Annotated in this window: 26 protein-coding genes, 1 tRNA gene and 5 pseudogenes; 1 reads left to right on the forward strand and 31 read right to left on the reverse strand. The window is 45.8% G+C overall.

The window, feature by feature from the left end:
* Window positions 1-16: 16 nt before the first annotated feature.
* The 28 genes and pseudogenes from L0M14_RS14705 to L0M14_RS14840 form a co-directional block, all read right to left on the reverse strand.
* Window positions 17-931: a phosphatase PAP2 family protein gene (locus L0M14_RS14705; RefSeq protein ID WP_235122748.1), complete on the reverse strand. Its 915-nt coding sequence runs from the start codon at window positions 929-931 to the stop codon at window positions 17-19.
* A 77-nt stretch (window positions 932-1008) separates the two neighbouring features.
* Window positions 1009-1085: transfer RNA gene (locus L0M14_RS14710), tRNA-Pro, on the reverse strand.
* A 171-nt stretch (window positions 1086-1256) separates the two neighbouring features.
* Entirely contained in the window at window positions 1257-1529 is a 273-nt protein-coding gene (locus L0M14_RS14715) for an HU family DNA-binding protein (protein ID WP_235122749.1), read from the reverse strand.
* Between the two features lie 256 nt (window positions 1530-1785).
* Window positions 1786-3264 (reverse strand): stage IV sporulation protein A, encoded by a 1479-nt coding sequence (gene spoIVA, locus L0M14_RS14720; protein WP_235122750.1) that lies wholly within the window; start codon window positions 3262-3264, stop codon window positions 1786-1788.
* 278 nt (window positions 3265-3542) lie between these two features.
* Complete coding sequence (locus L0M14_RS14725; protein WP_235122751.1) at window positions 3543-4295, reverse strand: DUF3939 domain-containing protein; 753 nt, start codon at window positions 4293-4295, stop codon at window positions 3543-3545.
* Between the two features lie 16 nt (window positions 4296-4311).
* Window positions 4312-4656, reverse strand: coding sequence for a 2Fe-2S iron-sulfur cluster-binding protein (locus L0M14_RS14730; RefSeq protein ID WP_235122752.1), 345 nt, complete (start codon window positions 4654-4656; stop codon window positions 4312-4314).
* A gap of 38 nt (window positions 4657-4694) precedes the next feature.
* Window positions 4695-5276 carry a nucleotidyltransferase family protein gene (locus L0M14_RS14735; RefSeq protein WP_235122753.1) on the reverse strand — a complete coding sequence of 194 codons (582 nt, stop codon included), beginning with the start codon at window positions 5274-5276 and terminating at the stop codon, window positions 4695-4697.
* A gap of 35 nt (window positions 5277-5311) precedes the next feature.
* Window positions 5312-5605: a 2Fe-2S iron-sulfur cluster-binding protein gene (locus L0M14_RS14740; RefSeq protein WP_235122754.1), complete on the reverse strand. Its 294-nt coding sequence runs from the start codon at window positions 5603-5605 to the stop codon at window positions 5312-5314.
* A 17-nt stretch (window positions 5606-5622) separates the two neighbouring features.
* Window positions 5623-5802 (reverse strand): DUF2768 family protein, encoded by a 180-nt coding sequence (locus tag L0M14_RS14745; RefSeq protein ID WP_235122755.1) that lies wholly within the window; start codon window positions 5800-5802, stop codon window positions 5623-5625.
* A 92-nt stretch (window positions 5803-5894) separates the two neighbouring features.
* On the reverse strand, window positions 5895-6176 hold the full coding sequence (locus L0M14_RS14750) for a stage VI sporulation protein F (protein ID WP_235122756.1): 282 nt from the start codon (window positions 6174-6176) through the stop codon (window positions 5895-5897).
* Between the two features lie 73 nt (window positions 6177-6249).
* On the reverse strand, window positions 6250-7293 hold the full coding sequence (locus tag L0M14_RS14755; protein ID WP_311198885.1) for an NAD(P)H-dependent glycerol-3-phosphate dehydrogenase: 1044 nt from the start codon (window positions 7291-7293) through the stop codon (window positions 6250-6252).
* Between the two features lie 29 nt (window positions 7294-7322).
* A pseudogene (plsY, locus tag L0M14_RS14760) lies at window positions 7323-7923 on the reverse strand (glycerol-3-phosphate 1-O-acyltransferase PlsY).
* A 12-nt stretch (window positions 7924-7935) separates the two neighbouring features.
* Window positions 7936-9259 (reverse strand): annotated as a pseudogene (gene der / locus L0M14_RS14765) (ribosome biogenesis GTPase Der).
* A gap of 164 nt (window positions 9260-9423) precedes the next feature.
* On the reverse strand, window positions 9424-9603 hold the full coding sequence (locus L0M14_RS14770; RefSeq protein ID WP_235122757.1) for a capping complex subunit for YIEGIA: 180 nt from the start codon (window positions 9601-9603) through the stop codon (window positions 9424-9426).
* Window positions 9603-10517, reverse strand: a complete 915-nt coding sequence (locus L0M14_RS14775; RefSeq protein ID WP_235122758.1) for a YIEGIA family protein — start codon at window positions 10515-10517, stop codon at window positions 9603-9605. Before L0M14_RS14775 ends, L0M14_RS14770 begins: the two co-directional genes overlap by 1 nt.
* The gene (locus L0M14_RS14780) at window positions 10514-11023 is read right to left on the reverse strand and encodes a YphA family membrane protein (protein ID WP_235122759.1); all 510 of its coding nucleotides are present in this window, start codon (window positions 11021-11023) and stop codon (window positions 10514-10516) included. Before L0M14_RS14780 ends, L0M14_RS14775 begins: the two co-directional genes overlap by 4 nt.
* Window positions 11024-11227: 204 nt before the next feature.
* A pseudogene (gene fni / locus L0M14_RS14785) lies at window positions 11228-12287 on the reverse strand (type 2 isopentenyl-diphosphate Delta-isomerase).
* A 62-nt stretch (window positions 12288-12349) separates the two neighbouring features.
* Window positions 12350-13643 (reverse strand): annotated as a pseudogene (gene rpsA, locus L0M14_RS14790) (30S ribosomal protein S1).
* Between the two features lie 175 nt (window positions 13644-13818).
* The gene (locus L0M14_RS14795; RefSeq protein ID WP_235122760.1) at window positions 13819-14400 is read right to left on the reverse strand and encodes a lysophospholipid acyltransferase family protein; all 582 of its coding nucleotides are present in this window, start codon (window positions 14398-14400) and stop codon (window positions 13819-13821) included.
* Window positions 14401-15084: a (d)CMP kinase gene (cmk, locus tag L0M14_RS14800; protein WP_235122761.1), complete on the reverse strand. Its 684-nt coding sequence runs from the start codon at window positions 15082-15084 to the stop codon at window positions 14401-14403.
* A gap of 397 nt (window positions 15085-15481) precedes the next feature.
* Complete coding sequence (locus L0M14_RS14805) at window positions 15482-16135, reverse strand: flagellar brake protein (protein ID WP_235117510.1); 654 nt, start codon at window positions 16133-16135, stop codon at window positions 15482-15484.
* Between the two features lie 131 nt (window positions 16136-16266).
* Window positions 16267-17628: a germination protein YpeB gene (gene ypeB, locus L0M14_RS14810; RefSeq protein WP_235117511.1), complete on the reverse strand. Its 1362-nt coding sequence runs from the start codon at window positions 17626-17628 to the stop codon at window positions 16267-16269.
* A gap of 155 nt (window positions 17629-17783) precedes the next feature.
* Window positions 17784-17939: a hypothetical protein gene (locus L0M14_RS14815; RefSeq protein ID WP_235117512.1), complete on the reverse strand. Its 156-nt coding sequence runs from the start codon at window positions 17937-17939 to the stop codon at window positions 17784-17786.
* 63 nt (window positions 17940-18002) lie between these two features.
* A complete protein-coding gene (gene prsW, locus L0M14_RS14820; protein WP_235117513.1) occupies window positions 18003-18698 on the reverse strand; it encodes a glutamic-type intramembrane protease PrsW in 696 nt (231 codons plus the stop codon).
* Window positions 18699-18738: 40 nt separating this feature from the next.
* A pseudogene (locus tag L0M14_RS14825) lies at window positions 18739-19988 on the reverse strand (Glu/Leu/Phe/Val family dehydrogenase).
* 20 nt (window positions 19989-20008) lie between these two features.
* On the reverse strand, window positions 20009-21511 hold the full coding sequence (locus tag L0M14_RS14830; RefSeq protein ID WP_235117514.1) for a DnaB-like helicase C-terminal domain-containing protein: 1503 nt from the start codon (window positions 21509-21511) through the stop codon (window positions 20009-20011).
* A 97-nt stretch (window positions 21512-21608) separates the two neighbouring features.
* The gene (locus L0M14_RS14835) at window positions 21609-22214 is read right to left on the reverse strand and encodes a genetic competence negative regulator (protein ID WP_235117515.1); all 606 of its coding nucleotides are present in this window, start codon (window positions 22212-22214) and stop codon (window positions 21609-21611) included.
* Window positions 22215-22446: 232 nt separating this feature from the next.
* Window positions 22447-22788 carry a hypothetical protein gene (locus L0M14_RS14840; protein WP_235117516.1) on the reverse strand — a complete coding sequence of 114 codons (342 nt, stop codon included), beginning with the start codon at window positions 22786-22788 and terminating at the stop codon, window positions 22447-22449.
* A gap of 157 nt (window positions 22789-22945) precedes the next feature.
* On the opposite strand from L0M14_RS14840, the gene L0M14_RS14845 reads away from it, so the two are divergent.
* Window positions 22946-23776, forward strand: a complete 831-nt coding sequence (locus L0M14_RS14845; protein WP_235117517.1) for a polysaccharide deacetylase family protein — start codon at window positions 22946-22948, stop codon at window positions 23774-23776.
* A 58-nt stretch (window positions 23777-23834) separates the two neighbouring features.
* On the opposite strand, the gene L0M14_RS14850 is transcribed toward L0M14_RS14845, so the two are convergent.
* The 3 genes from L0M14_RS14850 to L0M14_RS14860 all read right to left on the reverse strand — a co-directional run bounded on the left by L0M14_RS14850 (window position 23835) and on the right by L0M14_RS14860 (window position 26398).
* Window positions 23835-25484, reverse strand: a complete 1650-nt coding sequence (locus tag L0M14_RS14850) for a stalk domain-containing protein (protein WP_235117518.1) — start codon at window positions 25482-25484, stop codon at window positions 23835-23837.
* A gap of 108 nt (window positions 25485-25592) precedes the next feature.
* Window positions 25593-25793, reverse strand: a complete 201-nt coding sequence (locus tag L0M14_RS14855; protein WP_235117519.1) for a hypothetical protein — start codon at window positions 25791-25793, stop codon at window positions 25593-25595.
* The gene (locus L0M14_RS14860; protein ID WP_235117520.1) at window positions 25790-26398 is read right to left on the reverse strand and encodes a CPBP family intramembrane glutamic endopeptidase; all 609 of its coding nucleotides are present in this window, start codon (window positions 26396-26398) and stop codon (window positions 25790-25792) included. Before L0M14_RS14860 ends, L0M14_RS14855 begins: the two co-directional genes overlap by 4 nt.
* Between the last annotated feature and the right edge of the window lie 57 nt (window positions 26399-26455).

Raw genomic sequence — 26455 nt, forward strand, 5'->3', positions numbered from 1 at the left:
TCAACTGCATCTAATCTTACAAAGCTGTTTCCTGTGCTATATTTCGTTTCCGGTAAAATAACTTAATGGATCCCGGCAGCACTTTATTCGTCACAATACGAATCAGGAAATCTGCGAGCTTTACCGTACCAAATGCAAACAGCATTCCTGCACAAACATCGATGAGCCAATGAATCTGTAAATAGAGTGTAGAGAAAATGATAGCGCTGCAATACGTAACCATCATCGTTTTAAAAATCCGGTCCTTCTCACGTAAAGCTAACAGCAGCATGGCAAATGATATGGATGTATGCATGCTGGGGAAGCAATTCATTACAGCAACGAGAAGCGAATTATTGTCCGCAAACGTCCGATGCAGTAAATCAGGCTGCTTATTCACATACCAAACCTCATGAAGCAAGATTAGATTATAAAAGGGCAAAATAAGCGGAAATTGCAGCATATGGCCGGATAAGGCATAGGAAACCATCTTCTTGATACTGCGAGTCCAAAAGCTGCGCACAATACAAATCCAAAGAGAAAGTACAAATCCGTAGTTGTAGATCCAAACCATCGACTTATCAAGATAAGGATTGGCGATTAAGCGGGCCCATCCGCCTGTATTCAGCGGTATCGCATTCATATAATCGTCCCAGTGCCAAGGATGACGATTGTTCTCAAACATCCAATTGGCAATCTTCCACCATAGGCTGTTGCCCGATCCATAAAAATAATAAAAGACACCTAGCAGCGGAATACCAAAGACAAAAAAACGCTTCCAGTCCACATCAACTTGATCTGTACGCACGCCAAGCAAGCAAATTAGCAGCAAGCCCCAGCAGGATGGACTCCATCCACCAACGGTTCCAATTCGCCAAACCAAATAGATCGAAAAGATGATACCATACATCGTCCAATCCAGAGACCTAATCTTTTCGTTTAATTTAAGCATGTCCTATGCTGTCCCCCAGTCTAGTAAGAAGCATTCCTACAAAAGAAAAAGACATCGGCTTGACGATGTCTTCCTCATGGTCGGAGTAACACGATTCGAACGTGCGACCTCACCCACCCCAAGGGTGCGCGCTACCAGGCTGCGCCATACCCCGAAGCGAATACGTAGCGTACTCACTTAATTACGATTGTAATTATAGTGGGAGCACATAAAAATGTAAAGGCAAATTTCTTTCACGTTTGGAAAAAAATAAATAAAGCCGTCAGCACCTTGACGTGCGAACGGCTTCTTTATTTATAGAAAAAATCGTATGTAAGACAAGCAATTATTGAATTCCGTCTCTAAGCGCTTTACCCGGTTTGAATGCTGGAATTTTGCTTGCCGGGATTTCGATTTCATCACCCGTTTGTGGATTGCGTCCCTTACGAGCGGAACGTTCACGAACTTCAAAATTACCGAATCCAACAAGCTGTACTTTATCTCCGCTTTGCAGAGCTTCGGAAATTGCATCAAAAACAGCATCAACTGCTTTCGTAGCGTCTTTCTTGGAAAGTTCGGAAGTTTCAGCAACCTTATTGATCAATTCAGATTTATTCATGCCATTCACCTCCCCCCCAAGAATTCTGTCTACCGTTACTTCCTGTTTTTACCGTTTTGTCAGAAAATATACATAAGCACACTAAAATCGTTAGAATCATTAGATATATAATGAATCCGCTTGATAGACGAATAAATTCATAGTAATACACAGAGTCAGCAATTTCAAGTATAGATTTCCTTTTTATGTATAGATTTTTGCTATAAATCGACAAAAAACACTCTGTCGAGTGTTTTTTTGCCCATATTTATGGCTCTTACAAAATAATTGCGATCAAACCGCCAGAGCCTTCGTTGATAATTCTACCAAGTGTTTCCTGCAGCTTATATCTGGCATTATCCGGCATCATGGCAAGCTTACCTTGAATACCTTCACGCACGATGGAGTGCAGAGATCTGCCAAAAATATCGGACTCCCAAATTTTGAGCGGGTTATCTTCGAAATCCTGCATCAGATAGCGGACAAGCTCCTCACTCTGCTTTTCTGTCCCGATGATCGGCGAGAATTCAGATTCAACATCCACACGAATCATATGTATGGAAGGAGCAGTCGCTTTCAAGCGTACACCAAAGCGAGATCCTTGGCGGATAAGCTCTGGCTCGTCAAGCGCCATCTCAGCCAGCGTAGGAGGCGCGATCCCGTACCCGGTCGTCTTCACCATCTCCAATGCCTCGGCAAATTGATCATATTCCCGCTTCGCATGAGTAAATTCCTGCATCAACTGAAGGAGGTGATCCTTACCGCGAATCTCGACACCAACTACTTCCTGAAGAATGCGGTCGTACAGCTCGTCTGGAGCGTGCAAATCAATCTCGGCAACGCCTTGCCCCATATTCATATCGGCTAGCGCCGCTTTATCAATAAAGTCATACTCAGCAAATTGACTAACCACGCGTTCTACATCACGGAGACGACGGATATCCTGAACGGTGTCGCGTACCGAGTTTTCAAATCGGCCGCGCAGCCAGTGATTTTCTTCGAGCACCATGACCCAGCTTGGCAAATTCACATTCACTTCATGAACAGGGAATTCGTAGAGCACCTCACGGAGTACGGAAACCATTTCCTCTTCTCCGGCATTGGCTACACTCATCGTGACGACAGGCACATCATATCGACTTTGTAATTCGCTGCGCAGCTCCAGCGCCGGCTCTGCATTCGGCTTTTGAGAGTTGATAATGACAATGAACGGTTTGCCAACCTCTTTGAGTTCATTAATCACTCTTTCCTCTGCAAGCACGTATGAGGATCTCGGAATGTCAGAGATCGTTCCATCTGTCGTAACGACAACGCCGAGCGTGGAATGTTCTTGAATGACCTTTCTCGTTCCGATTTCAGCTGCTTCCTGAAAAGGAATCGGCTCATCGAACCAAGGCGTATTGATCATGCGAGGTCCGTTCTCGTCCTCATAGCCCTTGGCGCCATCGACTGCATAGCCTACACAATCTACCAAGCGAACGTTTACGTTAAGGCCCTCAGCTACAGAAATTTGAACAGCGGAATTGGGTACGAATTTCGGCTCGGTCGTCATAATTGTGCGGCCAGCAGCGCTCTGCGGGAGTTCATCGGTAGCCCGGATCCTATCCGCTTCACTTTGAATGTTTGGAAGCACTACAGATTCCACAAAACGCTTGATAAAGGTCGATTTTCCTGTGCGGACAGCGCCCACTACCCCCAGGTAAATGTCCCCTCCCGTCCGTTCTGCAATGTCCTTAAAGATATCCACTTTCTCCAAGAGAATCCCTCCTACAGTTTGGTCGTCAACTGACTATTCGTCGATAACAATTGACTACTCGTACATTCATTTGGACTAGTAAGAAATATATGTACTTTCAATAGAAATATGATTCTTTGTTTGTATATTTATTTATGGTGTGCCTCATATTTCGTGAAAGCACATACGGCTTTCCTTATAGAACCTCTGAATGAATATATGAGAGGAATCTCTTACATATTCTAAAAATTAAATAAACCCCATTCGCAGCTGATGCGCATGGGGCTTACCGTGACTATTTATTCTTCAACCGGAATCGGCTGTTCATCTTTCCAACGATACGGATAGCTTTTGATAGGTACAAAATAAGACTGAGCGGCCAGAAGCTTCCGCAAGTCCTGATCCGGCTTCAAGTAGTCGGTTAGAGTACCGCTTTTTCCTTGAATCAATTTCATGATGTCAGGTGCGTAATCAATGGCTACTGTGCCGGTTTGTTTATGTATGATGTAGGTGATCGTGGATTGTCTGTCGAAAGACGACTTCACCTCAGGAGATTTCATGCCCATTTTATCAAAGTCTACATAACCGAACTGGTCGTTGATGGAGATACTTACAGGAGCTTCTCCGTTATGCTTCATCTTATATTCGTCAACCTTCGTTTGAACATCAGGTACGCTTTGATATGCGGATAAATCCATCAGCTTGACCTGAGGCTTTGTTTCCACGTCAATTAAGACATAGATAAATATGCCGCCGCTTTCAAACGCATTCGCAGGCACACTGCTTAAGAAATGACCTTTTTGAAGCTTTCCGAAATCTATCACATACTTCTCATATAAGGGTGTATCCATCTCACTGTTCTTAATGGGAAGTACACCTGTTTTCTCATGAAATTGATCAACAGCTTGCTGTACAACGGTAATAAATTCAGCAGGGTTTATCTTATTCTCCATGCGCAGCTCGCTCGGATAAGCACATCCGCTAAGAGCAACGAGCAAACAAATGAAAAGGACGGATATCCCCAGCTGCTTCGATAATAATTGACGCTTCAATTCGAACCATCCCTTTTTACAAAAAATTGTCTTCCTGCTGCCTGGCCAGCTGAGCACGTATGGCGGCTTTGAGCGGGTCCTCGGGAACCGTGAGCTGAACCGGGCCAACGACCTTAGCCTGACAGGCAAGTCGATACCCTTCATCTGCCTGTGTCCCCAGCTTCAAGCGTTCATTCGTGTTCATGGGCGCAAGGCCCGACTGGTCGACCACATGAACCTTACACATCAAACATGCTGCTTTCGCTCCGCAGCGGGTTCGGATGTTTACCTTCGCACGTCTTCCCGCATCCAGAAGGGTAGTCCCGGGTCGAACCGTAATCTTCTTGTTGTCTGGTAGAAAATGAACTTCCACGAAGGACATAAATGCCAAGCCCTTTCTATCAAAAGATATCTATACCATTACCGCAACTGAAGTAATTCTTCGATGTGCTTCAAAACAGGAGCACTCCAGTTATTTCTTGCAAGGAGCGCTTTTAATGCAGGGTAATGTGTTTCCGGTGCTTGGCGCATCACCTCAGCTATGCGTTCATATCGATCCGCGCGGCATCTTAACAAATTAAAAAGCAGTTCATGCGCTAGCGGCATGACTCTTAGCTTACGGTTGCCTACCTCTGTATGAAAGCTATATTGATCCCATAGGTATCCCGCCTCCACCTGATAGCTGGATTCCAGTGCATGAACTCGAAAAGCTCCAACAGCTTCTATCGTGCAATCCATAAGCTGGTAGTGACTTAGAATGGAGGCATAAATAGGCGTTTCACTATACTCGGGATGATCGGTCGCATACGTCCGCATGGCTTCATAAACGGTTCCTACTGCGTTTTCATCGACGTAAATGTCGATGTCCCTGGGACTGCGATCCAGCTTAACGTCATGCAATAGCAAGCCGCAGCTACCTCCTAGCACCCATTTCGTGCGGTGCGGTTCCAGCAGCTCTTGCATTTTCTGAATCCCGCTGAGCAATGGCTCGTTTAGCAGCAAGGAGTCCACTCCTCTCGGTTCATCACCCATGATGTTTAGAAATATGGCTTATGTACAACAGTAATTGCGCCGTTTTGTTTCACGATAGATTGACAGGCTAGTCGATACCCTTGCTCTAGCTCCTCAGGCTCTAATCTTGCCTCCTCTGCTTCTGTAGGCGGGGCAAGTAATTCGCGGCCTTCCGATACGTAGCATCTGCATCTAGCGCAAGTTCCTCTCGTACAAGAGAAGCCCCAATCAACATCGTGCTTAAGTGCCAGGTCTAGAATAGTCAATCCCGCATCAATATCTACCTTCGTTTGAACTTTGCGTGTCTTTAGCTCTAACATTATGAAACCCTCCGTGTTTATAGCAAGGATAGCAGCATATACAATAGAATCGGTATAAACAAACAAAAGGCGATTATAGACAAAATAACACGAACCGCACCTTTCGTTCGCGTTCTAGCATAGGAAATCAGCAATGAAGCCACAACCATTAATCCAATCGCTACGAAAGAGGCCCACATCTTATCTAAACTTGACATACGTATTACTCCTAATGTGATTTTTGCAACAGCAGCCCCTATTATAGCATAAGACGACAAAAAAAGCATAAAGGGGAGCCCCCTCTATGCCATCATTTTTTGCCGAGCATCATGTTCATCAATTGCTGCATATTGTTCGTGTCCAGCTTGCTGCTTTTCACCGCTTGAATAATTTCATTCATCATTTCATCCGACACTTTCACATTCACTAGACCAGATACTTGCTTGATCAACTGCCGGAGCTGGGCTTCACTCTGCATTGTGGAAGGCTTAACACCGCTAGCGATTTTTTGAATATCTTTAGAGGTAACGGATTTACCAGTCTTTTTCTTTACCACATTCAAGATATCTTTAGATAAATCTTTATTTGCCACACATGCCGCCTCCATTCCTCGGATAACTTAATTCCTAAGGTATAGTATGAAGGTGCGTGCGAGATGGTGTAGGCTATCCCTGCCACTTAGGCGAAGAGATACTAGCTACCTCTTCGATTTCGTGTGTTCGGACTCGGCCCATTAGATCCTGAGCGGCTAGCTTGGGAGACTTTCCTTCAAACAGAACTTGATAAAGCTCGTCAGTAATCGGCATGGTAACTTCATACCTGCGTGACAGCTCATACGCGGCCTTGGTCGTCTTAACTCCCTCTACAACCATGCCCATATCCTTCAGCACATCATCGAGTGCCGCCCCCTGACCCAGTTTGAAGCCTGCGCGCCAGTTACGACTATGCTTGCTGGTGCAGGTTGCAACCAAATCGCCAATACCTGCAAGACCTGCAAAGGTTAATGGGTTAGCACCCATCGCCGTTCCGAGCCGAGCTATTTCCGCAAGCCCTCTGGTGAGAAGGGCCGCTTTGGCGTTATCACCAAAACCAAGCCCGTCCGTCAACCCCGCGCCTAGAGCAATAATATTTTTCAAAGCGCCTCCAACCTCAAGCCCGTTTACATCCGGATTGGTATAAACGCGGAAATAGGAGTTGATCAGGAGATCCTGCGCAGCCTCTGCAGCTTCCAGCTCCCCGGCGGCCACCACCACCGTAGTAGGGCATTTGAGGATGACCTCCTCCGCATGACTGGGACCGGATAAGACGACGATCCGTTTAGGATTTATTTGCGGAAGCTCATCCGAGATAACTTCCGACATCGAATTCAGCGTACCGGTTTCAAATCCTTTGGTCGCATGGATAAGAAGCGTGTCTTTCTTAACAAAGGGCTTTATGCGCGAAGCGACCTCCCTCATGCCGGAAGAAGGCACCACCATTAAGATGGCGTCTGCATCTTCCACTGCTTGCTGAAGAGAGCTTGTAGCTGTAATCAGGGGAGAGAGCTCGACGTCATTCAGAAAACGCCGATTCCGGTGCTCTTCATTGATTTCTTTCACTTGTTCCTCATTCCGTGACCACAGCAGCACTTCTCTTCCATTATCAGCCAGCACTGATGCAAGTGCCGTGCCCCAGCTTCCTGCTACAAGAACCGCGACTTTATTCAACATTGTGGAATCCTCCTAACCAGCTTTCGGCATTACGATGCGCGCTTGGAGCCTAATTTGTTTTCCTTGCCTTGAATTAGCTTAACAATGTTGGTTCGATGTCGGACAAAAGCAAACAAACAAAGCAAAATACTGATTAACAATACGGGAAGAGGTCGGTCCATTCCCCAGATTAAGAAAGGTAAAAGTGCAGTAAGAATGAGGGAACCGAGTGATACAAAACGAGTAACGGCAATAATGACAATGGCCGTCAGTCCGGCTATCAAGGTAGGAATAAAGCATAGACTTGCCATTACGCCGATCGTAGTTGCAATTCCTTTGCCGCCGCGAAAGCCAAAATATACAGGCCAGTTATGACCCACGATAGCAGCTAGTCCGCACAACACGCGAATCCATATTTCATCAGGAGCCGCCCATACTCCAATAAATACGGCGGCTACCCCTTTTAACCCATCTAATAAAAGAACAGATATGGCAGGTCCTTTACCAAGCACGCGAAGCGTATTCGTTTGCACCCGCGTTTCCGCTACCGTGCTTTCGGATGTCAATACCTTTTAACCACTTGCCGAATAAGTAACTGAAGCTGATTGAGCCTAACAAATAGGCTACTATGATCCCAATGATTGAAATCAAGCTGCATCCCCCTTATTCATCCGAAGCTTTTCTTCGGCTCAAGATTCGAATTGGCGTTCCTTCAAAACCAAATGCTGCCCTAATCTTGTTATCCAGGTATCGCTCGTACGAAAAGTGCATCAATTCCGGCTCATTGACGAACACGACAAACACTGGAGGCTTCACTGCGACTTGTGTGGCATAGTTGATGCGAAGACGCTTGCCTTTATCCGTTGGCGGCGGATTGTAGGCCACTGCATCAGAGACTACATCGTTGAGCACATGAGTTTGAACACGATGGGCATGATTCTCCGCAACCTGGACCACAACGGGCAGAAGCTTATGTAATCTTTGTGTCGTTTTCGCCGATACGAATACGACAGGCGCATACGTCATAAACAAGAAATGGTCGCGGATTTTTTTGTGTAAATTGATGCATGGTTTTATCGTCTTTCTCAACGATATCCCACTTGTTGACGACGAAAATCGCCGCTTTTCCCGCTTCATGCGCATAACCTGCAATATGTTTATCCTGCTCGATGATGCCTTCTTCTCCATCGATCACGATGAGAATCACATCTGCGCGTTCGATCGCTTTCATCGCCCGCATGACGCTGTACTTTTCCGTATTCTCGTAAACCTTGCCTCGTTTGCGCATACCAGCGGTATCAATGATTACGAACTTTTGCCCGTCCCGTTCGAACGGTGTGTCGATTGCATCTCGAGTCGTTCCCGCGATGTTACTGACAATTACTCTTTCCTCGCCAAGAATGGCGTTCGTCAGTGATGACTTGCCTACGTTCGGTCGGCCGATCAACGCGAATTTAATAACCTCTTCGCCGTATTCATCTTCTTTTATATCAGGAAACAGCGCACAAGCTGCTTCGAGCAAATCACCGATACCGATGCCGTGGGAACCGGAGATGCCGATGGGATCGCCAAAGCCCAAGCTGTAGAATTCGTAGATGTCATCCTGGCGCTGCAGATTGTCCACTTTGTTGACAGCCAAAATAATCGGCTTCTTCGAACGGAATAGCAGCTGCGCAACCTCTTCATCCGACGGCGTGACACCTGCCTTGGCATCCACCATAAAGATGATCACGTCCGCTTCTTCAATGGCAAGCTCCGCTTGAACACGAACAGATTTCATAATCGTATCTTCGCCTTCGATCTCAATACCGCCCGTGTCAATGACACTGAAGGATTGATTGAGCCATTCTCCAACCCCATATAACCGATCTCGTGTAACACCTGGTTTATCTTCGACAATTGCAAGACGGTCACCAATGATCCGATTAAAAATCGTCGATTTGCCGACATTCGGACGTCCAACAATTGCAATTACAGGTCTAGCCAATGTTGTTCACTCCCTAGCGTTTTGCCCATGCAAAACATTCTTCATAAATTATGCTGAGTTTTTGAAAAAATTCACAACTTACATCATAACAAAAAAGACACGGCTTGGCTAATCCCAAATGAGAAATTTCTCATTTGGGCAAGCTAGTCCTCCCTCCCAGACGATTAGGAGTGCTTCACCAAGATCATCGTGCCGTTTTTCAAATCATGAGCCGTTGCATCAAGAATCTTCTCCAGCGAAAACGAAACCTTCTGCTGCTGCTCCTGATTCTCTACAATAAAAATTGGAGCACCTCCACCAATCCGCTCGCGGTCCATTGTAACAATTGCAAGAATTTGAGCCATTAGCTTCGCGCCTCCTTACGTTGGTTCACACCGGCTTCGGAAGGCATCCGGACAGCGCTCTCCAATACCGGTACACGATGCAGCGCCTTAAGTGCTCTTTCCTCGTCTTTATCCTGTGGTAGAAGCAGTAGCGCCAGCGTACCATCGTTCATATCAAGCTTTGCCATAGGGAGCAGCGAAGGCTCGCCTTCATCGCGGTAAACGCCGAATAGCGTTGATATATCATGCAAAATTGCTTGTCTTTGCCCTAGGTTAGCTAAAGTTACCCGACAGTTCTTGTTCTTGGGTTTCAAAAGGAATCCTAATGCATGCTCTTGAATGAGCCTCCGGCTGTCCTCAAGGCCAATATTCATGATGTAGATGGGTCCTACAAATAAATCTGGACCATCCAATCGGATCGGCGCCGGTTCAATCGTGGCAATCGTGGACAAGCTGTTCCCGGATTTGAAATAGTTTGCTACGCCAATGGATAAAATCCCTGCGACGATCCCCCAATACCAAGGAAATAGAATGCTGAAGAATGATGCGACAAATGCTGCAAAAATGACCAGATAGTTTCTTCCTTCAAAGACCATGGCTATTCCCTCGATATAAGAAGCCCCTCGGGGGACTAATTCCAACTCATCAATCTTGGTTAAACTTTGACGCTCCATGTTGCGGACATCACGAAACTGTTGTGCAGCCAGAGACAAGAACGTGACAGCGGTGTAATTCTTTTCCAAAAGCGCCGGCACAGCCACAGCCCCTAGTCCTGCAGCTATGATACCAAGTGAGATGTGAATAATTTTCCCATGAGGGTAGGTGGGATATTGACGATAATCGGTGCGCAGCATGTTCAGTCTAGCCAATATGCCAAAAATGACTCCAATTATGATCCCAACTGTGTATCGGTTCGCATAAAACCAATCTATCACTTTTTCCAGCCTCCTCTTCGATCCATCCAGCTTTGTACGACTGCCTTACATCCGCCATAAGCGGTCTGCATAATGATAGTCAACGTGCGAGCAGCAAACACCGACAGCCACCACTGATCTCGAAAGTCACTGCCGCCAAGTGAGTGCAGATTGGTCCATGAGTGCATACCGCTTTGGTATAAATCTCCCAATAGGCAGGCTATTGATAAACCTGCGATCTGCTCCAGTTCTTTGCGCTGAATAACCGTGGCAACCACTGCCAGTATCAATGCAGTATCCCACTTGGGATTACCGACGATGAGGATTGGATCCATGGCCATCAGCTGCTGCAGCAAGAAGTGGAATGAGCCCAGTAATAGACCAATGGACAGCAAGTGCAGCTTCTGAACAAATCCCTGCAGTGAGAACAGGATATAAGCACTGATTAGAGCGATCCATACAAACACGGCATAAATGTGCATCTGTTTAACTTCAAATGAAAACCAGCTGCCGCCGAGCCAAACCATAAAAAAAAGAAGTACTCCTTTATGCGATATACTTCTTACATACAGTTCCTTCCACCCACTGGCAAACAAAATCAATGTGATGCAAAGGAGAATAAGAGAAAGATAGCCGGAGTTCATCTTCGTTTACCACCCTGAGAATCTTTGCGCACCCAAACGTGGATTGTTCAGATGCGTCGTCTGATTCTTAGTATGGCAAAAAAAAGATTATTTACTCCGGCTTCCTCTTCGGGCATATTCTGTTATTGATATATCCCGGCTTGAGCACCACTGTGCCGTATCCCCGGTAATGACGATAGGACGGTTCCACAGCTCCTTGACCGACCTCGCCCCCCAAAGCGGTCATAGTCAGGACAAGACCCTGCTCCAGCTCGTCCACAAAACGATGCAGCGCCGCTGCCCCTTCGTTACGCAGCACCTTCAGGAAAGCACCTGCCATGCCGACAGCCGATGCTCCGATACAAAGTGCTTTAATGGCTTCCAGAGCGTTCGTGATACCGCCTGAGGCAACGATAGCGCCTCTCGGATATACAGTAAGAGCCTCAAGTAATGCGATGCCAGTAGGGCTTCCCCATTCATTCAGCCAATTCATCGATGCTCCACGCCTAGCATTCTCAATAGCAGCGAAATTCGTTCCACCCGACCCGCCGATATCGAGATACTTAACCCCGATATCATAAAGCTCTTGCGCATTCTCGCGTAGAATTCCGAAGCCAACTTCTTTTACAATGACCGGCACGCCAATATTGTCCACAATCGCTGCTATCCGTTCCTTCATTCCGACGAAACTGCGGTCTCCCTCCGGCATAATCAACTCCTGCATGACGTTCAAATGAATTTGAATGGCATTGGCTTCAATCATGTGAACCGCCCGCTTAGCTTGCTCCACAGTTGCTTCGCTGCCTAAGTTCGCGATGATGATTCCATTGGGATTCTCCTGTCTCACCACTTGGTACGAAGAAGCTACCTCTGGATCCTTGAGGGCCGACATTTGAGAGCCCACCGCCATCGCAAGACCCTTTTCCCTAGCTACAATGGCAAGCTCCCGATTAATGACTTCTGTCTCCTGAGCACCGCCCGTCATCGCATTAATTAAAATCGGCGAACTCAATTTGAGATCGCCGATTTCGGTCGTTAACACGATATGATTCATTGAGGTTTCAGGAAGACAGTTGTGCACAAGCTTGAAGTCGGATAAGCCTTGCTGGCCCGACTGTCCAAGCTCCAGCGCATAATGGACATGCTCCATCTTGCGTGATATGCGCATATACATTTCCTCCTATTGCTTTTCAAAGAAAAGCCCAGTCCACTACAAATGATCTCGCGCTCTTATTTAAATTTTGCCAGCTTATCGCCAAAACGCTCGCCAAGTGTGAGAGACATACCTTGATTGCTCAGCGATACGTTCTCATTATTAGCAATTTCCTTCTGATGACTTGCACTATTCCCACGGTCACGGTCAGCTCTTGGCTGTCTTTCTCTTTCCGGTTTTGCAGCCGCTGCAGGTGCTTCTGGCGCTTCTTCTGTTTCTTTAATGCTTAGGCTAACGCGTTGTTCACCGGCATTGATTTCAAGAATTTTCACTTGAACCTCTTGACCTTCTTTCAGCACTTCATGAGGAGTGCCGATATGACGGTGAGCGATTTGGGAAATATGCACAAGACCTTCAATACCAGGAGCGATTTCCACGAATGCACCAAAGGTTGCAAGGCGTTTAACTGTACCTGTTACGATATCGCCTGCACTGAATTCACGCTCTACTTTGGACCATGGTCCTTCTTGAGTCGCCTTAATGCTCAGACTGATTTTTTCGTTCGCAGGGTCAAGCTTCAGAATTTGAACCTTCACCTTGTCGCCTTCTTTAACAACATCCGATGCCTGTTCAACGTGGTGCCAAGCCATTTCGGAAATATGTACAAGTCCATCGATGCCGCCAATATCAATGAACGCACCGAATTGAGTCAAACGCTGAACTGTACCGTCGAGCACCTGTCCGACTTGTAGCCCCTCGATAATTTTCTTTTTGTTCGCTTCGAACTCTTCATCCAAAATATCTTTCTGAGAAAGAATCACTTTGTTTTTTCTCGCGGTCGATTTCTTTCACACGAAGGCGCAATGTACGTCCTTTGTAGTCGCTGAAATCTTCAACATAGTGACGCTCAACCATGGAAGCAGGCACGAACCCGCGTACGCCTACATTGACTACAAGGCCGCCTTTTACTACCTCTGCAACTGTAGCTTCAATAATTTCTTTGCTTTCCTGTTGACCCTGCAGGGTCTCCCATGCTTTCTCGCTGTCCACAACACGCTTGGAAAGAACCAAAGTTTCTTTCGCGTCGTTAATGGAAACGACCTTCAATTCAACTTCTTGACCTACTTGTACTGCTTGACTAGCATCGTCAACTGCTACGGATGAAAGCTCGCGAACAGGAATAACGCCGTCATATTTATAGCCGATATCTACGAATGCTTGGTCGGCATCCACTTTCACGATTTTACCTTTAACAGTGGCTCCCTTTTTGAGGACTGCTACGTTGCTCATAGCTTCCTCGGCTTCAGCCTGCGATACCGCAGTTTCCTGCACCTCTTGGGATTGATCTTGAACTTTTACTTCTTCAGACATGGTTTGGCCTCCTCATTCAACACTTACATTATAGTTTATACATATCGTTTAAAAAGTCCAATCTTGTAGAAGGCACTCTACTTGAGACTTCATAAACAAGTACTAAGCTGTCACAAAAACTTCCATTCTCTTTAGAGATAGTATAATTCCAAGGGTACGATTCCATACATGAATATTAAGCTTTGCTATGCGCAGCATGAATCGCACGAATTTCCGTCATAATCAGATCCGTCGCTTGCTCCAAATCATCAGAGCTAGCTCCCTCAAACTGACGAATATCCATCGGTCTGCCATAAATAATGGTCATTCTGCGGAATAAAGAGTAGTTGCCAACAATGGCGACAGGAACAACAGCAGCTCCTGATTTGATCGCAAGACTGGCAGCGCCTTTCTTCCCCATACCTCCGGCATTGCTTCGTGATCCTTCGGGAAATATCCCCATTGCATTGCCGTCTTTCAGCAATTGGATTGCAAGGCGTATGGATTCCTTGCTTACTCCACCACGCTTCACGGGAAAAGCCCCTACCTTGCTGATCAAAGTCCCAAGTATCGGAACATTGAATAACTCCGCCTTCGCCATAAAGTACACCTTGCGTTTGAGTGGAGAACCCAATAGCGGCGGATCCAGCAGGCTAGTATGGTTACAGCATAGTACAACCGGCCCTTGAGCGGGTACATTGCTTGTACCAATGGCCTTATAGCGAAAGAATACAGAAAAAATAACTCGGAATAAAAACTTCCCGATGCTGTACAGCATCTATTTGCCACCTCCGACCTTGTCCTTACAAAGCCCGAGAATTTGATCGACAACCTCATCGATTGTCATGGATGTGCTGTCCATCAGGATGGCGTCTTGAGCTTTGCGCAGTGGTGAGATTTCTCTCTCCTGGTCCAACTGATCCCGTCGCGCAATATCCTGCTCCAGCTGTGAAAGCGTCATTTCGCTGTTCCCGCTGTCTTGCATTTCTTTGAATCTGCGCTCCGCCCTTTCCTTCACACTGGCAGTCAGAAAAATCTTGATTTCTGCGTCAGGCAAAACATGCGTGCCAATGTCTCTGCCGTCCATGACAATGCCCTTGGATGCTGCCATTTGTTTCTGCATAGCAACAAGCAGCTGTCTGATATCGCCTATGCTGGCAATTTGAGAGACATGGTCTGTAATGGCTGTCGTGCGAATGTCCTTCGTCACATCAATACCATCCACAAGAACCTGTTGTCCCTCCGGACGAGGTATCAATTCAATGCGCATGCGCCTAGCTAGAGCGATAACCTCTGACTCTTGGTGAGGAGACAGACCTTCCTGCTGTACCTTCCATGTTACTGCCCGATACATAGCTCCCGTGTCCACATAAACAAAGCCCAGTGCGCCTGCAACCAACCGCGCTATGGTACTTTTGCCTGCTCCGGCGGGACCATCTATGGCAATATTGAACTTTTCCAAGCTCCTGTTCCTCCTAACACTACCTTACGAACAAAAAAGCAGGCATTGCCTGCTAATGTAGAAAATTATACCACACCCTATACCCATATGCAAAACCTGAATCACCTCGGGTCTATCTGTTGAGATGTGGTATACGGTTTCCCTTCTAAAGGCTCCACTCTCGTTATATGCTTCCTGATCCATGGAATCTGAAGCAAAGCTTGCACACTCACCAGAAGAATGAAAAAAACGAGCATGAGCCGTATTAGCACCTTCTCTACCTTTGTAGAAAAGAGGATAAACAGCCGCTCGTAGAAATCCATCTGATCTTGTTCGTCACCAGAACGCATCCTTGGTCACCTGCCACCATTCTCATCATGATCACAGTATTACCTGAGCGGACTTGGTTTATGCCAACTTATCTTTTACGAAATTCCATTTGTCTTTCAAAACAAAACCGTATCAGCTTCTGACGGTCTCGATCTGTAATCTCTATAAATCTAACCATTGCCAGCTGTTTACCTGTATCTAGCTGTTTAATACGAACAATCTCCCCTTTAAGCGGAATATGTTCTATAACACCGTTTTTAAAAGGCACTAAAATCCAGCAGGAAATGGGGGTGTTTAACCCAATTGGAACCTGTGGCTCGCAGATAAAGGAAATACCGCCTCCGCTCACATCATCGGTTACTGCAATAAAATGGATCTGATCTGAGACCTTGACAGCCATCTCCAGCTCGGCAAGCACCCTGAGGAAATTGCGACGCTGGACTTGAGTTACCGCTTCGGGCTCAGGCTTTCTCAATTCGATAAGACGAATCACATCTTCTTGAAAGCCAGTCACTGTCGTGCTGAAATAATTCTTCACACCGCCATCGGAGATAAAAAATGTGCTCAACTCATCCCCTGCATACAGCTTCTTGAGTCGCCCTGTCTTTTCATTCAAAGGAACTTCAATCACGATGGCTGTATCAGTAATATCGGCGATTCTGGATTTGTATTCAATCTTGGATTCTTCCTCGTCGATTGAATTGATTTGCATATGTAAGATCTGATTTACCTTAGGAAGCAATCGTCTGCACCTCCAACGCGTAATCTGTCAAAAATCTGCTTCTTAAGTACTAGTTCAACCTGATTATATCATGTCGATGAAATTTAGAAAGCAAAAAAGAAAGCGAGAAACATCCCGCTTCCTTGCACCAGTCAAGCAGAAGCTGCTTGCTTCGCCTGTTCGGGCCTAATGCTTTCTATTTTTTCTTCGTACCCTGTATCTGCGTTGATATAGACACGATAAATATTCCCGTTCATGCGGCCGATTATTTCGTGGCACAGTACTTCCTGATCCAGCTCATTTTTAATAATTGCGAGGGATTGGCTTGAAATTTTCAGATTCGGGCTTGTCGATTTCCGCGCTTCCTCCGCACTGATCTTAGGCTGTCCGATCGTTCGCTCTTTATGTCCGAAGATATAGTCCGTAGCCTGGATGCCCGTTACCTCCAAATTATCCAAGGCAACCTTCACACTGACCTGCTCAGGATAAATGGTCACGTCATTTTGGCGCTTGGCGAAGATGATATTGGCAACATTCTGGTACTGGTCATAGCTGACGGCACTCATGTCCTTATAATCATGCTGGTCCAAATATTCGTTCGCAACATCCCTAGCCTGACGCAGATCGTACTTCGTTTCCTGCACATTCCTAGGGTTCATGTAATAAACCAGGTACCCGCCTTTTTTGGTAAAGTCCATATGAATATCGCTGCCGCCCGCCTCAGGCAGAATAGCCGTGAAGGATTGATACTCCGGTGAACCTCCGCCGTTCTCCACAACAGTAATATGGGATGCATCCTGCCCGCCTAGGAACTGAGCAGCTTTCTGCTTAATATCATCCGCCGTCATCTCTTTGCCTGGGAGCGTCTGCACGTCATTTTTTTGAAACACGCTGAGACTGCCCGGTCCCCAATTCAATTCTGAGTAAGCTCCGACCTTTTTATCCACGATTGCAAATCCGTCAATAATGGCATTGTCATGAACCTCTTTTTGCGATGCCAGTGCAACCTCCACATCCATCCAGCGCAAGTTATTAGCTATAACTTTATCCTGTACACCGCGAAGCTCATTGGTAATTTCACTTGCGTGATCATACATCGTGTTGAGTGTTTTGATTTCTTCCGAACTAAGCGGCTGCTTGGTCATATCTCGAACAGACATCTGATACGAGAAATTGGCCATATTCGCCAAAAATTCTTCTGTCTTGTTGAAAGGGAGAAGCGTAAGCGGTAATTGATTAATGTCGCTTTGCGCTTGGCTCGTTAGCCTCCACACATTGACCAATCCTTTTCTGTAAGACGGCTCCGATGTTGAATTAACAGCCAGAGTCTTACCCAATTCGCTATGTAGCTTATCCACATGGAAAGATAGATCGTGGAATGCACGCTGATATTGATTCTCCGCTTTAATCAGGATTGTGTTTTTTTCTTGATGCTCTAGGTAACCCCAAACCGCTGCCCCAATCAAAGCCAGAACAAGAAAGGGGAACATGACGATGCTTAGTCTTTTGTACATGTCGACTTCCAATCTCCTTTCATACCGTCAAACTTGCCGTTAGTTTCTGCCTGGAGATTCAGCTTTATACATAGCGAGCGCGCATTTCAAGCGTATACAACACATACGGAGCTAAGGAATAAAAAAGAGGCCTATTCATGGAGAATGGCCTCATCCTAGTCATCAGTCTCAATATCAAAATCATGCTCGTTGCTGCAAATGCATTGACGGAATCCCGTCTCTATTTTTCCTTTTTCTTTTTTACCTTTCAAGACAAATCGCTCCCCGCATTGCTTACAGCGAATGATTACCTTCACTCTCGTCACGGACATACGCACCCTCCCGGTTGTTTCCAAGCCATAATTCGGCTGTTGTACTGTCCATTATGACCAATTTTAACCCACTTTAATCTTTTCATCGCTTGGAGAGATTCGAAGCGGAGAGTGCTCGTTGGCTCGATCAACACGCCATATCGTCCGAATCCATAGGAACGTCATAATGGGAATCATGATCCATACCCAATAATTTTTGGCTATTAAGAGAATATAATCAAACACTCCATGCCAAAGAATTGGAAGGAAAATGGAAAACCACAAATACTTTTTCTTCTGGCTTGGAGTGAATTTCGCTTTTCCCATGTAATATCCCATCATGACGCCGAACAAAGCGTGAGCGGATACCGGGAGCAGCGCCCGTACTAGCAATTCACTAAACGAGGAAGCATTCAGGAAGGCGTAAATGATATTCTCAAGCGTTGCGTACCCGAGACTAACGGCTACCGCATACACAATCCCGTCATAGGGCTCATCGAAGGATGCATGTCTGTAAATCAGATGATAAATTACGAACCATTTTAGAAACTCTTCAATACCCCCTGACAAAAAGAAGGCAGAAGTAAAAGTTCCCTCGCCGAACTCTTGGATCAAAGAATGCTGCAATACCATTGTGGGATACACGAGCAGCACACCGAAAATAAACATTCGGATGACCAAATGTATCGGTTCGGTTTCGTATCGGTCCTTTAAGTAAAAGTAAGTAAGCAGGGAGAGCCCAGGTGCAATGGCTGCCATGATAATAGACAGGATATGCAAATTAAGTTCCCTCCCTTTGCTTCAATTAACGAGGCCCATGCTAGACCCACCCTCTGAATCGGGACGCTTCCGCCATCTTGCGTACACCTACCATATAGGCGGCTAGACGCATATCGACACCTCGTGTGCTATGAACATTATAGACATTTTCAAAGGACTTTTCCATGACAATTTGCAGTTTGGCATGAACTTCATCTTCCGTCCAATAATAGCCTTGATTGTTCTGAACCCATTCAAAATAAGAGACAATGACGCCTCCACTGCTAGCAAGAACGTCAGGAACGATCAAAATCCCTTTATCCGTTAAAATCTTGGTGGCCTCTAGTGTCGTCGGCCCGTTAGCTGCTTCCACAACAATACTAGCCTTAATCCGGTCCGCATTCTCAGAGGTAATCTGATTTTCAATAGCTGCCGGGACCAGAATATCGCATTCCTGCTCCAAAATTTCTTTGTTGGTCAAAGTATTTTTAAACAGCTTGGTCACAGTTCCAAATGAATCGCGTCGGTCAAGCAAATATTCAATATCAAGCCCATTGGGATCATAGAGAGCGCCATGAACATCCGAGATGCCGATCACCTTAGCTCCAGCCTCATGCATGAACTTAGCTAAATAGCTTCCGGCGTTGCCGAAGCCTTGAATGATGACTCGAGCGTTCTTTAGAGCAATATTCTTCTTTTGCAGCGCTTTGTCAATCATAATGGTTACACCTTTAGCCGTCGCCGTTTCCCTGCCATGAGAGCCACCAAGCACGATTGGCTTGCCGGTAATGAAGCCAGGTGCATCAAACTCCCTAATGCGGCTGTATTCATCCATCATCCAGGCCATAATTTGTGAATTGGTCATCACATCGGGAGCCGGAATATCCTTCGACGGTCCTACAAGTTGGCTAATTGCCCTAACATAACCGCGGCTGAGCCGTTCCAGCTCACGGAACGACATTTCCCGAGGATCGCAGATGATCCCCCCTTACCTCCGCCGTAAGGAAGATCCGTGATACCGCACTTCAGACTCATCCAAATCGAGAGCGCCTTCACTTCATCTTCGTTGACATCGGGATGAAACCTCACTCCGCCTTTGGTTGGACCAACGGAATCATTATGTTGAGCCCGGTAGCCTGTAAAGATTTTCACCTTGCCGTCATCCATTCGCACCGGAATTCGGACAGTAAGAACTCGCAGAGGCTCTTTGAGCAACTCATACATCTCGTCAGGATAACCAAGTCTTTTCAATGCTTCCTGAATGACAGTTTGCGTTGATTGCAGCACGTTCAGATTTTCCGTATTCGACATAGGACCACCTCAGGTACGAATTATTCAGTAAATAGCGCACGATCGTTATGAAAGAATAACGGCAGGAAACCAAGAGTGCCGTTTCTGTTTTTGGTAAGTTCAAGTGACAATGGCTGTACATAATGCTCTTTGATCCCTTTTTGCTTCAAAACCATGACCACATCGGCGGCAGCTTGAACGCCTTCATGCACATGATCTTGCCCGTATTCAAGAGCCGCAGCTACGATGACTGGACTGTTCCATTCTCTCGACCATTGTTTAAGCGTGTAGGCGATAGCTGCTTGCTGCTGCTGCCATGTCAGTGATGCCAGCTCCTTGCCTACTGGAATGCGCTGCAGATGATCAATGAATACGACCGGCTCTCTGCCTGCAATAACCGCAATGCGCTCAATAGAGGAGGCCACTTGCTCCAAGCTCGTATCCATTGTGCATTCGAGCGTCCATAATGTCCGGCTGATCCTGCTGTACTGCTTGTTAGCTTCCACTACATGCTCAGGATCAACCTTCCCTCCGATAATCTTCTGCGGAGCTATTCCAATGATTCTCGCAATGCTTCTGGACCACATCTCAAAATTGGTCATATCCCAGGAGACGAATACGACAGGCGTCTGTGCCATGGCAATATGATCCGCCATTTGCTTAAGAAGCATGCTTTTCCCTATCGCACCTGTACCAGCCAGCAAATACAAACCGCTTCCAAATCCGCCAAACAAGATTGAATCCAATTTTGCAAACCCAGTGCTTGTGCCGGCAACCTGTCCGCGGTAGCGCTTCATGTATTCTTCCAGGTATACCGTGCTGTTCTTAATATCAGGAGCGACTGGTGCCAGCATAGTCTCTTCAACCGTCAGATTCACTAGTTGAATAAACGCATCAGTAGGGTTCTGCGCGCGGACAAATAAATCATTAATATCCCTTATCGTCTCAGGTAAATTAACAATATATGTTTCTTTAGCATGTTCTCTGAGCATTGATTCTATGCGGGAAGATTCCCTTCGGCCGGTTTCATCATTCCCCATGCAAATGTAAACCCTTTTACCGGTAAACATTGCAATATGCTGGTCTTTAAATATGGCAAAATCAGGCACGCAGACAGCAGGCATTCTCGCCTGTGTCAATGTCATGACATCAAAAATCCCGTTGCAGAGGACAACCTCATCAGACTCCTCAAGAGCCGGATAGTTGAACAAATAATGATCTATACCGTATAGCGGTTTGTATTTAGGTTCTCTATGATCAATGGATCGGCCGATCAAATCGACGATTTCCCCATCGTAATTATGAATAGGAACGATAACACGATTCTCAAAATAATCGCCCAATTGGTTGCGGTCTACATAAAAGCCAATCTTTCCAATTTCGAAGCCAATCTGAAATTGCTCAACCGTTTCCTCGTTAATCCCTCTTTTTTGCAAATAAAAGTATGCTTCTTCCCGTAATTGCTTCTGGTAATAGGATAGTAATCCGTCCAAATCAACAGCCGCAGGCGTCGGGGCGAGCTGCTTTCTCTCTGAGCTAGTCATGTACCATCCCCCATTTCAACATAAAAAGCACCTCACAAAAACAATCGTTTTTGAAAAGATGCTTGTTTCAAAATATCCTACAAAGAAAAAAACGATTTTATTTGAAATAGTGGCATAGTACCTTCACGGCATCATCCGCTATGATCGTCTTACCATATTCCTCCAACACCGCTTCAGTGACAGATGATGCTTCGCCATACTCAGAAAGTACTGCGATCAGCGCCTGATACTTGGTATCTTCCAGTTCAATTGGCTCGAGCTGCAGGATGTATCGGCCTTTGTAGGAGTAAAGCATTCCGCCTTCCATAAGGAAAGGGTTAATGATTTTGGCCACACGAAGCAGGTCCTCGAAATCACGGAATGCGTAGGAGATCAAGTCACTCTGTTCAAGCGTTACCTCCATCTCATACACTTCGTCGGGTTCATGATCATCGTAAGCATCTGCGCTTGCATAGAGATCCAGCTTACCTCTGGTAACGATCACAACCATACCTTGTGCGGGAAGCGCAAACACTTCAACAGCAAGAGGACCGGAAGGATCGAACCCGAGCTCAGAGTATGCTTGATCCATCATTTCGCTGAACAGCTCATGAACTTTGGGGATTTCTCTCCACATATCGTCCTTTTGAATCCCACGCTCAGTTAAGTCATCGAATGTTAGGAAAATCCGTATCTTATCCTGACTTAATCGTTCAATTTTCATGATAGGATCCTCCTTAGAGCTCTTCAAAAGAAAAGCTATCATCTTATTAGAACATAATATGAATGAGTCTGCATAAACGTGATTCATATATTTTGAATGGACATGCAGCCTCTTCACATTTTCACCTTTCATGTTAACACTATTTACTGAGAAATGCACGTGCAAGTTATGTATAAATAAAAAAAGCACAGCCGGCCCCGTGGGTATGCCAGACTGTGCGAAAACCGCGTTCTTACTGGATTGTCGTCGTCGTTTCCTTATTATCTCTTAATATTTCATTCACTGTAGCTTTCAATGAAGGATCTTCTTTCACGATTTTTTCCACATCATTCAAGCCATGCGAACTTGTGGTGTTCGTCGATGTGCTTGTGTAGCTTTTGGATACCGTATCTTTATAATGATTATCCTTAAACGATTTGTTAGTGAATGTATCCTTGGCCTTGTCCATTACTTTTCCCATCGATTCACTGGAAGAGCTGAATGCGGACAGCATCATCGATTTGCTCTTACGATTCAGATAGATAACAGCTGCTGCACCTGCCAAACCACCAAGTAGAAAAGTTCCTATGCGCATGAGAATCCCTCCATGAAAGTAGTATGAATCACTTCTATTTTGCTCGAGGGATGCTTTCATCATTCGTTCTTTGAGTAGGAAAAGATAGGAGATATGATTGGGCCCAGTTGTGGTAAAATACATACAGACCTGAACCAAAGACGAAGGAGATTATGAAATGAAACGAACATTAACAATTTGGAGCGCAGGAATCTGCATCCTGATCGCCGGGTGCAGCCAAGGTAACTCCATTCCATCTGTGTCGGAAACAGCCGCAGCAACCCCGAGTCCTGCACCAGCCGCTGTACCAACGGCCACGCCTACTCCAATACCAACAGCAACACCAGCTCCTACACCTATTGAAGTAAAAAAAGAATATCATATGAATAAAAACTACGATATCGTCCCTAACGACCCTGCCGGGAATAAAAAAGTGGTGCTCCTCACCTTCGACGACGGTCCGAAAGAAAAGGAAATGAATGAGGCACTCGTAAAAACTCTCGATAAACATAAAGCCAAAGCGATCTTCTTCATGAACGGATACCGGATTAAACAGAAACCCGAGCTCGTTACCTTTATTCATAACAGCGGCAATTACATCGGCAATCACTCCTGGGACCATATTCATCTGAATGAGCAAACAAACGAGAAAATCGATCAACAAATTGACGACGTACAAAGGATTGTTAAAGGTATTATTGGTCAGACTCCACAATACTTTCGTCCACCGAACGGATTAGGTAACGATTACTTGAAAAATAAAATAAAAAACGAAGGCATGCTCTATATGACCTGGTCCAATGGCTCGTTGGACTGGGAAATGACAACCAAGAAAAACGATCCGAATAAAGTGATCGACAATGTCATGAAGCAGCTCCACTTCGGCAGCAATATCCTCATGCATGAATTGCCTTGGACAGTCGAGGCATTAGATCCGTTACTGACGAAGTTGGAAGAAAAAGGTTATTCCTTTGTAGACCCGGGCTCCATCGAGCTTGAAATGAGATAATAGCAAATAAAAAATGGTTGGCAGGTAATCTGCGCAACCATTTTTGTTTTATTCAGCATTAATACGTAATGGAGACAGTTCTTGTAGGCTCGTAATACGATACCTTGGCTCCTAACGTTTCAGACAGCAAGCGGACAGGAATCATGGTCGTTTCATGATAGAGCTGAGCAGGAGAAGAAGTTTCAAATTCTTGTCCGTTGATTGAGTAGGCATTCCTATTTGTGTAGAAAATAATCGTTTTATCCTTCTTCCTATATATCGCCGCTTTGTTACTATCATCCCATTCCACTTCTGCTCCCAAGGCTGCTGCAAGATCCCTTATATATAAATACGAAGTTCCATCCAATATAAGTGGCTTCTGCATCATGGGATAAGAAACGAGATCAAGTCTGTAGCTGTCATCATCCAAACCAAAGGTCACCGTATGATTACGGTTCAGACCGTAGTTGGCCATCTGGAGGGTGTATGCTTTAGCATCCTGATGCAGCTTTTTTACACCGATGCCACTCACCGGCTCCGTTCGAAAGCTCCATTCTTTCTCAAGCTGTTTCGTGCTGCCATCCACCATGGTAACCTCCAGCTTTATTTGTGCAATATAAGTGGAGTCTAACGCGAGAGGCTTCGCAGGCAGCAGCATGACCTCATTTTCCAAATGATCATCGTTCTCGGGGGAATTGACGAGTATGTTCACCTTTGAACCTTTCTCATCCTTCAGCCCAGATTCGAGTAGTCGAACTCCCTTGACTTTGGGTCCGTTCACCGCGGCCATAATCGGATAGCCTACGGGATAATCTGCAGACTTGTAATTGCGCAGTGGATCCGGTGATTCATGGCCGTCAAAAGAAGTTGGTACATACACGTCGTTTGCCCCAGGAGAAACCGTCATTTCTGGTGCAATGCCGTCCGCGTATCCAAACTCGATGACATGATAATTGCCTTTTTTATAGACACCAATTTCCGTCAAGCTAGGCACCATGAATGGCGATCTATGATAAGGAGCGTCAAACAAGGAATCAATGGCTTCAACAAGAGTCGCTTCATTGTAAGCTACGTCTTCGGACCCAGCCCGCGAGTAACCAACATACTCATAGCGTTCCGTCACTGAATTGCCAATGTACCCGTTCAGCGAAGCATTCTCATCATGCAGAGAAACGGAGGTATGGATCGGATCCACTTGATTCATATCTAGATACTCCGCATGCTTAAGAGCAGCCGTATTGAGCGCATCGCTGAATTTGACTGCAGCCAGTCCCAACTTCGCGCGGTAATCATTAATTGCCTTGAGTCCCTGGTCCTGCTCTTTAGTTACCGTTGTGGAAAGTGTAGAAGCACCTGCAGTAATCGTAAACTTCCAATCATACGAAGCAGGCTGATAACCGGCAAAAGAGAATACTAGTCTTGCCGTGTATTCGCCAGGAGGAAGAGGTGCCTCGGGACGGTACGTATATTTCACGGAGACAGGGTCGTAAATCACAGGCTTTTCCTCATTATTCAAATAAAAATGATAGCTTTCTGGTGTTTTCCCTTCGCTTAAATCAATTTCAGCGCCGATATCGGGCTGCGTGATCCCTACATTCCCGTTCGGAAACGGCAAAGCGCCAAACGATAAAGCATAGGTCGGGTGGCCGGCTGGAAGCAGACCCGAAACAACAAGGCAAACAATCAGCAGCATGCGGTACAGCCACTTGATTCTAAGGTGTACTTTCATCGTTCTTCTCCCCTCTATTGCAAATAAAAAAAGAAACTATGAATCTATCATAGCTTCTCACAGACGATCAGACAACTTTTGCAGATATGGTAGTAGATGTCAAAAAAATCAATAATAGCGGATGCCCCATACCGTCAAGCCAATGACCAAAGCAACAAACAGCCAAAGCAGTGTTGCATAAAAAATTCGAGTCCATTTCCCTTCTTCAGAGGGATGAACCGCTTTTCTCGGCGGCAGATAGGTGTCCTCGTCCTCCTGAATAGGCAGTACAGGAGCTGTCCGTACTAATGATCGTTCCGGATCATTCATGAGCCTTCGTCTTCCTCCTTGCCATAACGTAATACACAGCCCATTACAAAATCGATAACAAAATGGGCTATAATCGGTGTCCACAAGCTTCCGGTCTGCATGTAAATCCATCCTAAGCCGTAGCTGATGCTGAACACCATTCCCGTCATCAGCCAATGCTGCAAGTACCTAATGTGAATCGCTGCGAATAAAATGCTGGTCCAATAAGCTCCCCAAGAATATTGAATGGCGCCGCGGAACAAGATCTCTTCACAAATTGCAACAATAAGTGAAATGAGTGCGATATGCCAGAGCGGCCTGCTGCCAAAAAGCATCTGGTTGATGCCCCCGTCATCCGTCACTTCCTTTGGTACCCATCTCGAAATAATCAGGTCTCCCACCAATACTGCTGCGGCAAACAATACCCCCCAAAGCGGTATACTAAAGCCGCCCTGCCACCTAAACATCGGAAAGAATTGATGATTGCTCTGAAAAAACACAATGATCAAACCGATAATAACCGTAAGGAGTTGGGTGATATATAGGTTGAGTAATAATGACTGGTCATTAAGTTCAGTTAAATCGACCTTACCGAAGCGGATTTTCTTAAAATCAAATTTTTTCATGCTGCATGCCGTCCCCCTCGGATATTCCCTTTTCTAGCTATTTCACCTATACTAATG

This window comes from Paenibacillus hexagrammi (assembly GCF_021513275.1).
Lineage (GTDB): Bacteria > Bacillota > Bacilli > Paenibacillales > NBRC-103111 > Paenibacillus_E > Paenibacillus_E hexagrammi.

Bases quoted from the DNA above. Each gene is read 5' to 3' on its own strand.
- L0M14_RS14705 (WP_235122748.1), bottom strand. From the start codon at position 931: ATGCTTAAATTAAACGAAAAGATTAGGTCTCTGGATTGGACGATGTAT.
- L0M14_RS14715 (WP_235122749.1), bottom strand. From the start codon at position 1,529: ATGAATAAATCTGAATTGATCAATAAGGTTGCTGAAACTTCCGAACTT.
- L0M14_RS14730 (WP_235122752.1), bottom strand. From the start codon at position 4,656: ATGTCCTTCGTGGAAGTTCATTTTCTACCAGACAACAAGAAGATTACG.
- L0M14_RS14740 (WP_235122754.1), bottom strand. From the start codon at position 5,605: ATGTTAGAGCTAAAGACACGCAAAGTTCAAACGAAGGTAGATATTGAT.
- L0M14_RS14745 (WP_235122755.1), bottom strand. From the start codon at position 5,802: ATGTCAAGTTTAGATAAGATGTGGGCCTCTTTCGTAGCGATTGGATTA.
- L0M14_RS14755 (WP_311198885.1), bottom strand. From the start codon at position 7,293: ATGTTGAATAAAGTCGCGGTTCTTGTAGCAGGAAGCTGGGGCACGGCA.
- L0M14_RS14770 (WP_235122757.1), bottom strand. From the start codon at position 9,603: ATGGCTCAAATTCTTGCAATTGTTACAATGGACCGCGAGCGGATTGGT.
- L0M14_RS14780 (WP_235122759.1), bottom strand. From the start codon at position 11,023: ATGGTTTGGCTCGGCGGCAGCTGGTTTTCATTTGAAGTTAAACAGATG.
- L0M14_RS14795 (WP_235122760.1), bottom strand. From the start codon at position 14,400: ATGCTGTACAGCATCGGGAAGTTTTTATTCCGAGTTATTTTTTCTGTA.
- ypeB (WP_235117511.1), bottom strand. From the start codon at position 17,628: ATGTACAAAAGACTAAGCATCGTCATGTTCCCCTTTCTTGTTCTGGCT.
- L0M14_RS14815 (WP_235117512.1), bottom strand. From the start codon at position 17,939: ATGTCCGTGACGAGAGTGAAGGTAATCATTCGCTGTAAGCAATGCGGG.
- L0M14_RS14830 (WP_235117514.1), bottom strand. From the start codon at position 21,511: ATGACTAGCTCAGAGAGAAAGCAGCTCGCCCCGACGCCTGCGGCTGTT.
- L0M14_RS14835 (WP_235117515.1), bottom strand. From the start codon at position 22,214: ATGAAAATTGAACGATTAAGTCAGGATAAGATACGGATTTTCCTAACA.
- L0M14_RS14840 (WP_235117516.1), bottom strand. From the start codon at position 22,788: ATGCGCATAGGAACTTTTCTACTTGGTGGTTTGGCAGGTGCAGCAGCT.
- L0M14_RS14845 (WP_235117517.1), top strand. From the start codon at position 22,946: ATGAAACGAACATTAACAATTTGGAGCGCAGGAATCTGCATCCTGATC.
- L0M14_RS14850 (WP_235117518.1), bottom strand. From the start codon at position 25,484: ATGAAAGTACACCTTAGAATCAAGTGGCTGTACCGCATGCTGCTGATT.
- L0M14_RS14855 (WP_235117519.1), bottom strand. From the start codon at position 25,793: ATGAATGATCCGGAACGATCATTAGTACGGACAGCTCCTGTACTGCCT.
- L0M14_RS14860 (WP_235117520.1), bottom strand. From the start codon at position 26,398: ATGAAAAAATTTGATTTTAAGAAAATCCGCTTCGGTAAGGTCGATTTA.